The organism is Alicycliphilus sp. T452 (assembly GCF_054512775.1).
This window is the reverse complement of record NZ_JBTNEH010000005.1, coordinates 89,162-103,384: the sequence shown is the minus strand read 5'-3', so window position 1 is coordinate 103,384 and position 14,223 is coordinate 89,162. Positions and strand designations below refer to the sequence as shown.

Below are 14,223 nucleotides of genomic sequence, written 5' to 3'. Positions count from 1 at the left end.
CCAAGACTGCGAGACACCACCATGCCATTTGCACAGATTTACATGATCGAAGGCCGCACCGAGGAGCAGAAGAAGGCCGTCATCGAGAAGGTGACCCAGGCCCTCGTCGATGCCGTGGGCGCGCCGCCGGCCAACGTGCGTGTCTGGATCCACGACGTGCCCAAGGAGAACTGGGGCATCGCGGGCGTGAGCGCCAAGGAGCTGGGGCGCTGACCGCCCTGCACGCGGCCAGAGCGGCCAGAGCGCTCAGCGCGGCAGGTCGGAAGACCCCATGAGGAATTCGTCCACCGCGCGCGCGGCCTGCCGGCCCTCGCGGATGGCCCAGACCACCAGCGACTGGCCGCGGCGCATGTCGCCCGCGGCGAACACCTTGGGCACGCTGGTGGCGTAGCCGCCGATGAAGTCCGTGCTGGCGCGGGCGTTGCCGCGCGCGTCCTTGTCCACGCCGAAGGCGTCGAGCACGGCCGCGACGGGGCTCACGAAGCCCATGGCCAGCAGCACGAGGTCGGCGGGGTATTCCTTCTCGGTGCCGGGCACCTCGGAGAACCTGCCGTCCTTGAACTCGACCTGTACGGTCTTCAGGCCCGTGACCTTGCCCTTGTGCCCCATGAACTCCTTGGTGGAGATGGCGAACTCGCGCACGCAGCCCTCGTCGTGGCTGGAGCTGGTGCGCAGCTTGAGCGGCCAGTAGGGCCAGACGAGCGGCTTGTTCTCCTGCTCGGGCGGCATGGGCATGACCTCGAACTGCGTCACGCTCTTGGCGCCGTGGCGGTTGCTGGTGCCCACGCAGTCGCTGCCGGTGTCGCCGCCGCCGATGACGATGACGTGCTTGGCCGTGGCAAGGATCTGGCCCTTGAGCTTGTCGCCCGCGTTGACCTTATTCTGCTGTGGCAGGAACTCCATGGCGAAGTGGATGCCCGCGAGGTTCCGCCCCGGCACGGGCAGGTCGCGGCTCTGCTCGGCGCCGCCGGTGAGCAGCACGGCGTCGAATTCGGCCTGCAGCTGCGCGGGCGTGACGGTCTCGGTGGACCAGTTGGTGACCTTGCTGCCCTGCCCCAGGCCGTCCTTCTCGCTGCCCACGAACACGCCGGTGCGGATCTGCACGCCCTCGGCCACGAGCTGGCGCACGCGCTGGTCGATGTGGCCCTTGTCGAGCTTGAAGTCGGGGATGCCGTAGCGCAGCAGGCCGCCCACGCGGTCGTTCTTCTCGAACAGCGTCACGTCGTGCCCGGCGCGCGCGAGCTGCTGCGCCGCCGCGAGGCCCGCCGGGCCGGCACCGACGATGGCGACCTTCCTGCCCGTCTTGCGCCTGGGCAGCTGGGGCGGCAGCCAGCCCTCGGCCCAGGCGCGGTCGACGATGGCGTGCTCGATGCTCTTGATGCCCACCGCGTCGCTGTTGATGTTGAGCGTGCAGGCGGCCTCGCAGGGCGCGGGGCAGATGCGGCCGGTGAACTCGGGGAAGTTGTTGGTGCTGTGCAGCACCGTGCTCGCGCTCCTCCAGTCCTGGTGGTACACGAGGTCGTTGAAGTCCGGGATGATGTTGTTGACCGGGCAGCCGTTGTTGCAGAACGGCGTGCCGCAGTCCATGCAGCGCGCGGCCTGGACCTTGGCCTGCTCGCTGCTCAGGCCGATGACGAATTCCTTGTAGTGCTTCACGCGCTCGGCGGGCGCGGGGTAGCCCTCCTCGATACGCTCGTATTCCAGAAAGCCTGTCGTCTTTCCCATGATCGTGGTGTCCTTGTTCGTGTCGGTCTGAAAGGCGGGCTTACTTGGCGGCTACCGCTTCATTTTTGCTAGCTGCTTGCGCAGGCGTGGCCTGCTCTTCAAGCACTTTCCGCTCATACATCTCGACCAGGGCGCGCTTGTACTCGGTGGGGAAGACCTTGACGAAGCGGCTGCGCGCGGCGGCCCAGTTGTCCAGCAGGTCGCGCGCGCGGCGGCTGCCGGTGTAGCGGCTGTGGGCCTCCAGCAGCTTCTTGAGCTGCTCCTCGTCGGTCTGGCCGCGGTGCCAGTGGCCGGGGTCCACGCTGGCGACCTGCTCGTCGGCGGGCAGGATGCGCTCCAGCGCCACCATGGACAGGTTGCAGCGGCCGTCGAAGCGCCCGTCCTCGTCGTAGACGTAGGCCACGCCGCCGCTCATGCCCGCGGCGAAGTTGCGCCCCGTCCTGCCGAGCACCACCACGGTGCCGCCGGTCATGTATTCGCAGCCGTGGTCGCCCACGCCCTCGACCACCGCCGTGGCGCCCGACAGGCGCACGGCGAAGCGCTCGCCCGCCACGCCGGCGAAGAAAGCCTCGCCGCTGGTGGCGCCGAACATCACGGTGTTGCCGACGATGGTGTTGGCCGTCGATTCGCCGCGGAACTCGTGGCTCGGCCGCACGATGATGCGCCCGCCCGACAGGCCCTTGCCCGTGTAGTCGTTGGCCTCTCCGGTCAGGTTCAGCGTGATGCCCTTGCACAGGAAGGCGCCGAAGCTCTGCCCGCCCGTGCCCTCGAAGTGGATGCGGATGGTGTCGTCGGGCAGCCCCTCGGGGTGCGCCTTGGTCACCGCGCCCGAGAGCATGGCGCCGACCGAGCGGTTCACGTTGCGCGCCACCTCCATCAGGCGCACGCTCTCGCCGTGCTGTATGGCGGGCTGGCAGCGCTCGATGAGCTTCACGTCCAGCGCCCTCTCCAGGCCATGCTCCTGCGCCTCGACGTGGTGGCGCGCCACGTCGGAGGGCGCCTGCGGCTGCGCGAACAGGCGCGAGAAGTCCAGGCCCTGGGCCTTCCAGTGCGCGAGGCCCTTGCGCGTGTCGAGCAGGTCGGTGCGGCCGATGAGCTCGTCGAACGTGCGCACGCCCAGCTGCGCCATGATCTGGCGCGCCTCCTCGGCGACGAAGAAGAAGTAGTTCACCACGTGCTCCGGCTTGCCGGTGAACTTGGCGCGCAGCACCGGGTCCTGCGTGGCCACGCCCACGGGGCAGGTGTTGAGGTGGCACTTGCGCATCATGATGCAGCCCTCGACGACCAGCGGCGCGGTGGCGAAGCCGAATTCGTCGGCGCCCAGCAGCGCGCCGATGACCACGTCGCGCCCGGTCTTCATCTGGCCGTCGGCCTGCACGCGGATGCGCCCGCGCAGGCGGTTCAGGACCAGCGTCTGCTGCGTCTCGGCCAGGCCGATCTCCCACGGGCTGCCCGCGTGCTTGATGGACGACCAGGGCGAAGCGCCCGTGCCGCCGTCATGGCCTGCGATGACCACGTGGTCGCTCTTGCACTTGGCCACGCCCGCGGCGATGGTGCCCACGCCCACCTCGGACACGAGCTTGACCGAGACGCCGGCGTGCGGCGCCACGTTCTTCAGGTCGTGGATGAGCTGCGCGAGGTCCTCGATGGAGTAGATGTCGTGGTGCGGCGGCGGGCTGATCAGGCCCACGCCGGGCACGCTGTAGCGCAGCTGGCCGATGTACTCGGACACCTTGCCGCCGGGCAGCTGGCCGCCCTCGCCGGGCTTGGCGCCCTGGGCCATCTTGATCTGGATCTGGTCGGACGATGCCAGGTATTCGGCCGTGACGCCGAAGCGCCCCGAGGCCACCTGCTTGATCCGCGAGCGCAGGCTGTCGCCGTCCTGCAGCTCTATGTCGGCCGCGACCTTGTCGGCGCCGATGACGGACGCCAGCGTCTCGCCCTGCACGATGGGGATGCCCTTGAGCTCCTTGCGGTAGCGCGCCGGGTCCTCGCCGCCCTCGCCCGTGTTGCTCTTGCCGCCGATGCGGTTCATGGCCACGGCCAGCGTGGCGTGCGCCTCGGTGCTGATCGAGCCCAGCGACATGGCGCCCGTGGCGAAGCGCTTGACGATCTCCTTGGCGGACTCCACCTCGTCGATCGGGATGACCTTGGCCGGGTCGAACCTGAACTCGAACAGGCCGCGCAGCGTCATGTGGCGGCGGCTCTGGTCGTTGATGAGCTGCGCGTATTCCTTGTAGGTCGAGAAGTTGCCGCCGCGCGTGGCGTGCTGCAGCTTGGCGATGGCGTCGGGCGTCCACATGTGCTCCTCGCCGCGCGCGCGCCAGGCGTATTCGCCGCCGGTCTCCAGCATGGTCTCCAGCACCGGGTCGTCGCCGAAGGCCGCCAGGTGGGTGCGGATGGCCTCCTCGGCGATCTCGAACACGCCGATGCCCTCCACGCGGCTCGCGGTGCCGGTGAAGTACTTGGCCACGGTGTCGCTGTTCAGGCCCACGCACTCGAACAGCTGCGCGCCGCAGTAGCTCATGTAGGTGGACACGCCCATCTTGGACATGATCTTGGACAGGCCCTTGCCCACCGCCTTGATGTAGTTGTAGATGGCCTTGTCGGCGGACAGCGCGCCGGGCAGCTCCTGGTGCATGTCCGCCAGCGTCTCCAGCGCCAGGTAGGGGTGCACGGCCTCGGCGCCGTAGCCTGCGAGCACGGCGAAGTGGTGCACCTCGCGCGCCGTGCCGGTCTCCACCACCAGGCCGGTGGTGGTGCGCAGGCCGCCCCGCACCAGGTGCTGGTGGATGGCCGACAGGGCCAGCAGCGCGGGAATGGCCACCTGGCTGGCCGACAGGCCGCGGTCGCTGATGATGAGGATGTTGGCGCCGCCCCGGATTTCGTCGACGGCCTGCGCGCACAGCGAGGCCAGCTTGGCCTCCACGCCCTGCTTGCCCCAGGCCAGCGGGTAGGTGATGTCGATGGTCGCGCTCTTGAACTTGCCGTGCGTGTGCTTCTCGATGCCGCGCAATTTGGCCATGCCCTCGAAGTCCAGGATGGGCTGGTGCAGCTCCAGGCGCATGGGCGGGTTGACCTGGTTGATGTCCAGCAGGTTGGGCTTGGGGCCCACGAAGGACACCAGGCTCATCACGATGGCCTCGCGGATCGGGTCGATCGGCGGGTTGGTCACCTGCGCGAACATCTGGCGGAAATAGTTGTACAGCGGCTTGCTGCGCTCGGAGAGCACGGCCAGCGGGCTGTCGTTGCCCATGGAGCCGATGCCCTCCTCGCCGTTGGCGGCCATGGGGGCAAGCAGGAACTTGATGTCCTCCTGCGTGAAGCCGAAGGCCTGCTGGCGGTCGAGCAGCGGCAGCGCGGACGCCGCCGGGGCCTGGAAGTCGGCCGGCACCTGGACGCTGTCGAGCTTGATGCGCAGGTTCTCGATCCACTGCTTGTAGGGCTTGGTGTTGACGATGTTGGCCTTGAGCTCGTCGTCCTCGATCAGCCGGCCCTGCTCCAGGTCGATGAGCAGCATCTTGCCCGGCTGCAGGCGCCACTTGGCGCAAACGCGGCTGTCGGGCACGGGCAGCACGCCGGCCTCGGAGGCCAGAATCACGAGGTCGTCGTCCGTCACCACGTAGCGCGAGGGGCGCAGGCCGTTGCGGTCCAGCGTGGCGCCGATCTGGCGGCCGTCGGTGAACACGATGGAGGCCGGGCCGTCCCAGGGCTCGATCATCGCGGCGTGGTACTCGTAGAACGCGCGGCGGCGCTCGTCCATGGACTCGTGCTGCTCCCAGGGCTCGGGGATCATCATCATCACGGCCTGGCTGATCGGGTAGCCGGCCATGGTCAGCAGCTCCAGGCAGTTGTCGAACGTGGCGGTGTCGGACTGGCCCGCGAAGCTGATCGGGTAGAGCTTCTTCAGGTCCTCGCCCAGCACGGGCGAGGCCATCACGCCCTCGCGCGCCAGCATCCAGTTGTAGTTGCCGCGCACGGTGTTGATCTCGCCGTTGTGCGCCACGTAGCGGTAGGGGTGGGCGAGAGGCCACTCGGGGAAGGTGTTCGTCGAGAAGCGCTGGTGCACCAGGCCGATGGCCGAGACGCAGCGCTCGTCGGCCAGGTCCAGGTAGTACACGCCCACCTGGTTCGCCAGCAGCAGGCCCTTGTAGACCACGGTGCGGCTGCTCATGCTGGGCACGTAATACTCTTTGCTGTGCTTGAGCTTGAGGCTCTGGATGGCGGCGCTGGCGGTCTTGCGGATCACGTAGAGCTTGCGCTCGAGCGCGTCCTGCACGATCACGTCCGCCCCGCGGCCGATGAAGACCTGGCGCAGGATCGGCTCCTTCTCGCGCACGGTGGGCGACATGGGCATGTCGCGGTTCACCGGCACGTCGCGCCAGCCCAGCAGGCGCTGGCCCTCGGCCTTGATGGCGCGCTCGAGTTCCTGCTCGCAGGCCAGGCGCGAGGCATGCTCCTTGGGCAGGAAGACCATGCCCACGCCGTATTCGCCCGCCGGGGGCAACTCCACCCCCAGCCCGGCCATCTCCTCGCGGTAGAGCTGGTCGGGGATCTGGATCAGGATGCCCGCGCCGTCGCCCATGAGCTTGTCGGCCCCCACGGCGCCGCGGTGGTCGAGGTTCTCCAGGATCTTCAGCGCGCCGGTCACGATGTCGTGGCGCTTCACGCCCTTGATGTGGGCCACGAAGCCCAGGCCGCAGGCATCGTGTTCATTACTGGAGGCATACAGGCCATGCTGTTGCAGGTGCTGGATCTCGGCAGCCTTGGTCATCGCGCGCTTTCTCAAAATATCGCAGGGAGGCGCAGAGTAGCGCATGACTTCATGCATGGCAAGCATATTAATTAGGGTCAGATTCCAATTAATTCCTCAATCATAACTCCATTAATATATTGGGGACACATTGATTTTCATAGCTACCAATGCTTATCAGTCAACGGATAGAGCGGGCTCTGGCCCATTCCCCGGATGGCAGGCTCCGGCCTGCCAGGCCGTCCCTCGATGACGGGACGTGTGGTTTTTTGTTGCAATGCGGCAGTGAATCCGGGCGCGCCAAGCGCCCAGCCCGTGTGCACGGCGCGTCCAGGCCGGCCGAGCGCTTCGGGGGCAGGCCGGCGTTCACCCGCTCGGCATAAGTGGCCTGGCGCGCAAACGGGGGGCTGCCCAGTCCCCAGTACAAGGCAAGGCGTGCGGCGCCGGCGGGTCTTCGCACGACCCAGGTTCACGGCGACATGCGCCATGCAGGCCAGCAGATAGCGCGGTCGGCGCCAACGTTTCATCGGGGGCTGGTGCTTATTGACGTCAAAACCGGCCAAGGTAAAGTCGCGCCACAAACAACCCCGCCCACCCCCACATGCATTCCCAAGCTCACACCAGAACCCGCCCCGCTCGCCGGCTGTTGGCCGGCCTGCTGCTCGGCGCCGCCTTGGGCGCTGCCTGCGCGCAAACCCCCGCCCCCGCGGCGCCACAAGGCCAGATCAGCGGCAGTGCATGGGCGCACACCCCCGAATCGCTGGTGCAGCTGGTGCAGCAGGCCCAGGTGGCGATCCCGGCCCGCGCCACCGGCGGCGACGCGTTTTTCGGCCTGCTGAAGGACGCGCCCAGCAGCGCCAGCGGCCAGAAGGTGCCGGTGGTGGTGTTTCTGCACGGCTCGTCGGGCCTGGGCCTGGCGGCCATCGGGGACTATCAGCGCTGGCTGGCCACCCTGGGCGTGGCCAGCGTGGCGCCCAACTCGTTCGCGCTGCCCGACCATGTGACCTACAAGTCGCCGATCGCCAAGGCCGACTACGAGCGCATCCACGCGCTGCGCGAGTCCGAGGTCGCCCCCACGCTCAAGGCCGTGACCGCCCTGCCCTGGGCCGATGCCAGCCGCCTCATCCTGGCCGGCACCAGCGAAGGCTCCGTGCCCGTGGCCCGCTACGCCGGGCCTGGATTTGCCGCCCGCATGATCTACGCCTGGAGCTGCGAGCCCAACTATTTTGTCGACGCCCCGCGCAATGCCCTGCCGCAGCAGCAGCCGGTGCTCAATGTCATCAGCAGCACCGATCCGTTCTTTTCCAGGAGCAACTCCTGGCTGGGCAATGCCGAGGCCAAGGGCCATTGCGGCGCGGCGCTCAAGGGCAACCCCCAGGCCGCCGTACTGCTGGTGCCCGACGCGCCGCACACGCTGCTCACGCTGCCGGCCACCAAGGCGGCCACGGCGGGTTTCTTGCTGCCCATGCTGGGGCATTAATTGGGGTCGGATTCCCATTAAATGCGGCGCTGGGTTCCATTCCAATCAGGGGCGCATCAGATCCGACAGGGCCCTTCCCTTGTGCGGGAACAGCTTCAGGCAGGTTTGATGGTGTCTTCCGGCGCTGCGGCGGGCCGCCCGGGCCGGGCCTTGGTCGCACGGCGTGGCGATTTCTTTTGCAGTTCCGCTACAAAATCGGCGCCGCCCAGCGCCCAGCCGCGCAGCGTAGCGTCGGTCAGCGCGGCCTGCTCGGCGCTGGCAATGCCGGCCTGCACCAGCGCGGCATAGGCGGCCTCGCGCGCGAACGGCGTGTTGCCCAGCGCCCAGTACAGCGCATGCGGCGTGACCAGTTTGTCGCTGCGCTGGCCCAGGTAGTGGGCATGGCTGGACCAGGGCCAGGCCAACGGCTGCGCCACCATGCCGGCGCGCACCGGGTTGAGGTCGATGTAGACCATGCAGGCGAGCAGGTAGCGATCGGTCTCGATCAGCGTGGAGCGGTAGCGCCCCTCCCACAGCGTGCCGCTGCGGCCGTGGCGATCGTTGAAATAGCGCACGTAGCTGCGGCCCACGGCCTGCATCATCTGGGGCAGCGCCTCGGCCGTGGCGGGCGTGGCCAGCAGGTGGAAGTGGTTGTCCATGAGCACATAGGCATGGACGGCGACGCGGAATTTCTGCGCGTTCTCGGCCAGCAGCGCCAGCATGGCCTCGAAGTCCTGCCGGTCGGCAAAGATGGCCTGGCGGTTGTTGCCGCGCTGGATGACGTGATGCGGGTAACCCGCGAGGGTGAGGCGGGGCAGGCGGGCCATGGCGGTCTCCTGGGCAGGACGGGAGCGCGATTTTAATTGGAGTCTGACCCCAATTAATTCACCTGCTGCCAGCCGGGGGCATCCCCCGACAGGAAAGGCTGATTGCACTCGACGAGTTCGCGCAGGTAGTCCCACAGCGCGCGCACCCGCGCCAGTTCGCGCCGGTCCGCCGGCGCTGCGAGCCAGAAGGTGCGCAGCACATCGACCTCATGGGGGAGCACCGGCTCCAGCTCGGCGCATTGCGCGGCCATGAAGCAGGGCAGCACGGCCAGGCCACGCCCCTCGCGCACCGCGTTGTACTGGGCCACCACGCTGGTGCTGCGCAGGGACGCGGGCGCGTCGGGCATGATGGAGGTCAGGTAGCGAAGCTCCTGGCTGAACACCAGTTCCTCCACATAGCCGAAGAACCGGTGCGAGGCGAGGTCCCGCAGCCGCCGGATCGGCGGCTGGCCCCGCAGATAGCTCTTGCTGGCATACAGCCGCAGGCGGTAGTCGGTGAGCTTGCTGCACACCTGGCCGCCCCTTTGGGGACGCTCGACGTTGACCGCCAGGTCGGCCTCGCGCTGCGAGAGGTTGATGAAGCGCGGCACGATAAGCAGTTCCACCTGTATCCCCGGGTGGCGCTCGCAGAAGTGACTCAGGTGGGGCGCAAGGAAAAAGCTGCCGAAGCCCTCCGTCGCGCCCAGCCGCACATGGCCGGTGAGCATGTGGCTGTCGCCGCCTATGTCTTCCCCCGCCAGCACCATGGAGCTTTCCATGCGCTCCACATGCTCCAGCAGGCGCTGCCCCGCGGGCGTGAGCAGGTGCCCCGCCGGCGTGCGCTCGAACAACTGCGCCCCCAGTTCCTTTTCCAGGCGATGCAGGCGCCGCGTGATGGTCGAGTGGTCCACGTCCATGCGCCGGGCGGCCTCCTGCGCCGACTGCGCGCGCACCACGGCGAGGAACAGGCGCAGGTTGTCCCAGTTAATGCGGTCTATGGCCATGTCTGCAAGAGCGGTTGTGGTGCAAATTTGCAATGAGCATATGCCCAAATGCGCTACCTTCTTGCATAACTGTTGGCTTAGAGTGATCCGCGGCCTGGCACTGGACCATGGCTGAAACAGATCACCCAGGAGACACATTCATGCGACCCATACGACATTCCATCGCCCTGGCCGCCCTGGCCCTCTGCGCCAGCGCCCAGGCCCAGATCTCGGATGACGTGGTGAAGATCGGCATCCTCACCGACATGGCTGGCCCCTATTCCGGCATGGGCGGCGCGGGCTCGGTCGTGGCCGCGAAGATGGCCATCGACGATTGCCTGAAGGCCGAATGCAAGGGCATGAAGATCGAGGTGGTGAGCGCCGACCACCAGAACAAGGCCGACATCGCCGCCACCAAGGCGCGCGAATGGCTGGACCGCGACAAGGTCGATGCCCTGGCCGACCTGACCAACTCCGCCGGCGCGCTGGCGGTGCAGAAGCTGATCAAGGAAAAGGGCGGCATCGCCATGTACAGCGGCCCCGCCACCACGCGCCTGACCGACGAGGACTGCGCCGAGAACGGCTTCCACTGGATGTTCGACACCTACTCCTCCGCCTCGGGCGCGGCCGCGGCGCTGACCCGCAACGGCGACAAGAGCTGGTTCTTCGTGACCGTGGACTACGCCTTCGGCCATTCGCTGGAGAAGGACGCCTCCGACATGGTCAAGGCCAACGGCGGCACGGTGCTGGGCAGCGTGCGCCACCCGCTCAACGCGAGCGACTTCTCGTCCTTCATCCTGCAGGCGCAGAACTCCAAGGCGCAGGTGATCGGCCTGGCCAACGGCGCGCAGGACACGGTCAACGCCATCAAGGCCGCGCGCGAGTTCGGCATCGGCAGCGGCAAGGGCCAGAAGGTCGCCTCGCTGCTCATGTTCCTGACCGACGTGCACTCGCTGGGCCTCAAGCAGGCGCAGGGCCTGATGTTCTCCGAGGGCTTCTACTGGGACATGGACGACAAGACCCGCGCCTTCTCCACCCGCTTCGAGAAGCTGCACAAGGGCTTCAAGCCGACCATGGTGCAGGCGGGCGTGTACTCCAGCGTGCGGCACTACCTGAAGTCCGTGGCCGCCGCCAAGACCGACGACTGGAAGGTGGTGGCGCAGAAGATGCGCGAGCTGCCCATCGACGACCCGGTGATGCGCAACGCCAGCATCCGCCCCGACGGCCGCGTGATCCACGACATGTACCTGTTCCAGGTGAAGGCTCCCAGCGAGTCCAAGGGCCCGTGGGACTACTACAAGACCGTGAGCACCATCCCCGCGCCGATCGCCTTCAAGCCGCTGGCCCAGTCGGCCTGCCCGCTCGTGAAGAAATAAGCCCCAGGAGCCCGACATGAGCACACCGACCACCATCCACCACTTCATCGGTGGCAAGCCCTACCCGTCCAAGAGCAGCCAATGGCGCGACGTGACCAACCCCGCGACGCAGGAGGTCGTGGCGCGCGTGCCCTTCGCCACGCGCGAGGAGGTCGAGCTGGCCGTCGCCAACGCGCAGGAGGCCTTCCAGGCCTGGCGCAGCACCTCGCTGTCGGCGCGCATGCGCATCATGCTCAGGCTGCAGCACCTGATCCGCGAGCACACGGCCGAGCTGGCCCAGCTCATCACGCGCGAGCACGGCAAGACCCTGCCCGACGCCGAGGGCGAGGTCGGCCGCGGCCTGGAGGTGGTGGAGCACGCCTGCTCCATCACCACGCTGCAGCTCGGCGAGATCGCCGAGAACGCCGCCACGGGCGTGGACGTGTACAACCTGCTGCAGCCCCTGGGCGTGGGCGCGGGCATCACGGCGTTCAACTTCCCCGTGATGCTGCCGTGCTTCATGTTCCCCATGGCCATCGCCTGCGGCAACACCTTCGTGCTCAAGCCCTCCGAGCAGGACCCGAGCTCCACCATGCGCCTCGTCGAGCTGGCGCACGAGGCCGGCGTGCCGCCCGGCGTGCTCAACGTCATCCACGGCGGGCCCGAGGTGGCCGACATGCTCTGCGACCACCCGGACATCAAGGCGCTCTCGTTCATCGGCTCCACGCACGTGGGCACGCACATCTACCGCCGCGCCAGCGAGGCGGGCAAGCGCGTGCAGTCCATGATGGGCGCCAAGAACCACTGCGTGGTCATGCCCGACGCGCCCAAGGAGCACGCGCTGAACAACCTGCTGGGCTCGGCCTTCGGCGCCGCGGGCCAGCGATGCATGGCCAACTCGGTGGCCGTGTTCGTCGGCGCCGCGCGCGACTGGCTGCCCGAAGTGGTGGAAAAATCCAGGGCCATGAAGGTCGGCCCCGGCACCGACCGCGGCGCGGACCTGGGCCCGCTGGTCAACCCGCGCGCCAAGCAGCGCGTGCTGGGCCTGATCGACTCAGGCGTGGCCCAAGGCGCCAAGCTGCTGCTGGACGGCCGCGACTGCGTGGTGCCCGGCTACGAGAAGGGCAACTTCGTCGGCCCCACGGTCTTCGCGGACGTGACCGACAAGATGGACATCTACCAGCAGGAGATCTTCGGCCCCGTGCTCAACGTGGTGTGCGTGGACACGCTGGAGGATGCCATCGCCTTCATCAACCGCAACCCCAACGGCAACGGCACCTCCATCTTCACCAGCAGCGGCTGGGCCGCGCGCAAGTACCAGCACGACATCAACGTGGGCCAGGTGGGCATCAACGTGCCGATCCCGGTGCCCGTGGCCTACTTCAGCTTCACGGGCTCGCGCGCCTCCAAGCTTGGCGACCTGGGCCCGAACGGCAAGCAGGCCGTGCAGTTCTGGACGCAGACCAAGACCGTGACGGCGCGCTGGTACGAGGACCACGGCAGCAGCAGCGACGCGGTGAACACCACCATCACGATGAAGTAGGCTGCGCTACGCTTTGAATAGCTGTTCGCGCTTGCCATACCTTGATTTCAGAATGGAATCCATCTGAAATCAAGGTATGGCAAGCGCCGGCAGCTATTCTTTTCGCTCCAGCCCGAAGCGCCCCGCCAGCGCCTGCGCGAGCCCGAACTCCTCCAGGATCGCCGCCAGCCGCTCGCGCGCGCTGCGCTTGCTTTGCCCCGTGTAGCGCGCCAGGATCAGCTCGTTCTTCAGGCTGTGCTCCCAGCCCACCAGCTCCGTCACCGTGACCTGGTAGCCCGACGCCTCCAGGTGCAGGCAGCGCAGCACGTTGGTGATCTGGCTGCCCAGCTCGCGCGTGTGGATGGGGTGGCGCCACAGCTCGGCCAGCGGCGTGCGCGACAGGCTCAGGGCCTTCGTCTGGCGCAGGCAGGCCGCCACCTCGGCCTGGCAGCAGGGCACGAGGACCATGAAGCGCGCCTGCTTTTGCAGGCCGAAGGCGATCGCGTCGTCCGTGGCCGTGTCGCAGGCGTGCAGCGCGGTCACGATGTCGAAGCGCCCGGGCAGTTCCGCGGCTTCGGCGGCGTCGGCCACGGACATGTCGAGGAAGCGCATGCGCCCGAAGCCCAGCCGCGCGGCCAGTTCGCGCGAGCGCTGCACCAGCTCGGCGCGCCACTCGATGCCGTAGATCTCGCCACGCCCGAGCGGCTTGAAGAACAGGTCGTACAGGATGAAGCCCAGGTACGACTTGCCCGCGCCGTGGTCGGCCAGCAGCGGCGCGTGGCCGTCCTGCGCCAGCTCCTGCAGCAGCGGCTCGATGAACTGGTAGAGGTGGTAGACCTGCTTGAGCTTGCGCCGCGAGTCCTGGTTGAGCCGCCCCTCGCGCGTGAGGATGTGCAGTTCCTTGAGCAGTTCGACGGACTGGCTGGGGCGCAACTCGGCCAGCACGGCCGCCTGCGCCGCGTCGGCCCTGGACGGCGCGCGGCTCATGCGCCGCCCTTGCGGCCGTGGTCCACGGGGCAGCGCGGGCCCACGTCCAGCGCCTTCCAGCCCTCGGTACCCAGGCGCTCCAGCACCTCGATGTTGCGCTCGAAAATCTCCTCGGCCTCGGGGAAGGCCTCCACCGCGCGGTCGATGCTCTCCTCGCGCAGCAGGTGCAGCGTGGGGTACGGCGCGCGGTTCGTGCAGTTGCTCACGTCGTCGGCGAGCGTGCCCTCGAACTGGAAGCGCGGGTGGAACGACGCCACCTGCAGGATGCCCGCCAGGTCCATGGTCTCGACGAGTTCGTCGGCCAGCTCCAGGAAGTCGTTGAAATCCAGGAAGTCCGGCATGGCCAGCGGCGCCATGAGCAGCGTGGTGTCGCGCTTGTCGGGCGACGCCTCGGCCAGCGCCTCCAGCTCGCGCTGAAGGTCCTCCAGCAGGGCCCGCGCATCGGTCGCGTGGCTCACCACGTAGTGGATCTGGCCCTTGGTGTGCACGCTCTTGGCGAAGGGGCACAGGTTCAGGCCGATGACGGCGCGCTCCAGCCAGCGCACCGTGTCCTGCACCACCACGGCGTCGTCGCAGGCGGATGGGCTGGGCTGGTCGGGGGTGGGTGCGGTGGTCATGGTGCGGCTCGTTCCA

Annotated in this window: 10 protein-coding genes; 4 read left to right on the top strand and 6 right to left on the bottom strand. The window is 68.1% G+C overall.

All coding sequences use genetic code 11. The features are described 5' to 3' along the window. The first annotated feature begins 21 nt into the window (after positions 1-21). Positions 22-213 carry a 2-hydroxymuconate tautomerase gene (locus ACX12L_RS06090; protein WP_013517254.1) on the top strand — a complete coding sequence of 64 codons (192 nt, stop codon included), beginning with the start codon at positions 22-24 and terminating at the stop codon, positions 211-213. 33 nt (positions 214-246) lie between these two features. Here ACX12L_RS06090 and ACX12L_RS06085 read toward each other — a convergent pair whose 3' ends face one another. Together ACX12L_RS06085 and ACX12L_RS06080 are read right to left on the bottom strand one after the other, a co-directional pair. Continuing rightward, on the bottom strand, positions 247-1,725 hold the full coding sequence (locus ACX12L_RS06085; protein ID WP_459261793.1) for a glutamate synthase subunit beta: 1,479 nt from the start codon (positions 1,723-1,725) through the stop codon (positions 247-249). Positions 1,726-1,765: 40 nt separating this feature from the next. Further along, positions 1,766-6,499, bottom strand: a complete 4,734-nt coding sequence (locus ACX12L_RS06080) for a glutamate synthase-related protein (protein WP_459261792.1) — start codon at positions 6,497-6,499, stop codon at positions 1,766-1,768. Between the two features lie 580 nt (positions 6,500-7,079). Here ACX12L_RS06080 and ACX12L_RS06075 point away from each other — a divergent pair. After that, positions 7,080-7,958 (top strand): dienelactone hydrolase family protein, encoded by an 879-nt coding sequence (locus ACX12L_RS06075; RefSeq protein ID WP_459261791.1) that lies wholly within the window; start codon positions 7,080-7,082, stop codon positions 7,956-7,958. A gap of 95 nt (positions 7,959-8,053) precedes the next feature. Here the strand turns inward: ACX12L_RS06075 and ACX12L_RS06070 are convergent, their stop codons facing one another. Continuing rightward, positions 8,054-8,764, bottom strand: coding sequence for a transposase (locus ACX12L_RS06070; RefSeq protein WP_459261790.1), 711 nt, complete (start codon positions 8,762-8,764; stop codon positions 8,054-8,056). A gap of 53 nt (positions 8,765-8,817) precedes the next feature. Further along, positions 8,818-9,747, bottom strand: coding sequence for a LysR family transcriptional regulator (locus ACX12L_RS06065; protein ID WP_459261789.1), 930 nt, complete (start codon positions 9,745-9,747; stop codon positions 8,818-8,820). A gap of 140 nt (positions 9,748-9,887) precedes the next feature. On the opposite strand from ACX12L_RS06065, the gene ACX12L_RS06060 reads away from it, so the two are divergent. Together ACX12L_RS06060 and ACX12L_RS06055 are read left to right on the top strand one after the other, a co-directional pair. After that, the gene (locus tag ACX12L_RS06060) at positions 9,888-11,102 is read left to right on the top strand and encodes an ABC transporter substrate-binding protein (protein WP_459261788.1); all 1,215 of its coding nucleotides are present in this window, start codon (positions 9,888-9,890) and stop codon (positions 11,100-11,102) included. A 16-nt stretch (positions 11,103-11,118) separates the two neighbouring features. Further along, positions 11,119-12,624, top strand: coding sequence for a CoA-acylating methylmalonate-semialdehyde dehydrogenase (locus tag ACX12L_RS06055; protein ID WP_459261787.1), 1,506 nt, complete (start codon positions 11,119-11,121; stop codon positions 12,622-12,624). Between the two features lie 93 nt (positions 12,625-12,717). On the opposite strand, the gene ACX12L_RS06050 is transcribed toward ACX12L_RS06055, so the two are convergent. Together ACX12L_RS06050 and ACX12L_RS06045 are read right to left on the bottom strand one after the other, a co-directional pair. Beyond that, positions 12,718-13,590 (bottom strand): class I SAM-dependent methyltransferase, encoded by an 873-nt coding sequence (locus tag ACX12L_RS06050; protein WP_459261786.1) that lies wholly within the window; start codon positions 13,588-13,590, stop codon positions 12,718-12,720. Further along, positions 13,587-14,207 carry a DUF1415 domain-containing protein gene (locus ACX12L_RS06045; RefSeq protein WP_459261785.1) on the bottom strand — a complete coding sequence of 207 codons (621 nt, stop codon included), beginning with the start codon at positions 14,205-14,207 and terminating at the stop codon, positions 13,587-13,589. Before ACX12L_RS06045 ends, ACX12L_RS06050 begins: the two co-directional genes overlap by 4 nt. Between the last annotated feature and the right edge of the window lie 16 nt (positions 14,208-14,223).

Excerpts from the sequence above, each read along its gene's own strand:
- ACX12L_RS06070 (WP_459261790.1), bottom strand. The coding sequence starts at position 8,764 with ATGGCCCGCCTGCCCCGCCTCACCCTCGCGGGTTACCCGCATCACGTC.
- ACX12L_RS06050 (WP_459261786.1), bottom strand. The coding sequence starts at position 13,590 with ATGAGCCGCGCGCCGTCCAGGGCCGACGCGGCGCAGGCGGCCGTGCTG.
- ACX12L_RS06090 (WP_013517254.1), top strand. The coding sequence starts at position 22 with ATGCCATTTGCACAGATTTACATGATCGAAGGCCGCACCGAGGAGCAG.
- ACX12L_RS06080 (WP_459261792.1), bottom strand. The coding sequence starts at position 6,499 with ATGACCAAGGCTGCCGAGATCCAGCACCTGCAACAGCATGGCCTGTAT.
- ACX12L_RS06065 (WP_459261789.1), bottom strand. The coding sequence starts at position 9,747 with ATGGCCATAGACCGCATTAACTGGGACAACCTGCGCCTGTTCCTCGCC.
- ACX12L_RS06055 (WP_459261787.1), top strand. The coding sequence starts at position 11,119 with ATGAGCACACCGACCACCATCCACCACTTCATCGGTGGCAAGCCCTAC.
- ACX12L_RS06085 (WP_459261793.1), bottom strand. The coding sequence starts at position 1,725 with ATGGGAAAGACGACAGGCTTTCTGGAATACGAGCGTATCGAGGAGGGC.
- ACX12L_RS06060 (WP_459261788.1), top strand. The coding sequence starts at position 9,888 with ATGCGACCCATACGACATTCCATCGCCCTGGCCGCCCTGGCCCTCTGC.
- ACX12L_RS06075 (WP_459261791.1), top strand. The coding sequence starts at position 7,080 with ATGCATTCCCAAGCTCACACCAGAACCCGCCCCGCTCGCCGGCTGTTG.
- ACX12L_RS06045 (WP_459261785.1), bottom strand. The coding sequence starts at position 14,207 with ATGACCACCGCACCCACCCCCGACCAGCCCAGCCCATCCGCCTGCGAC.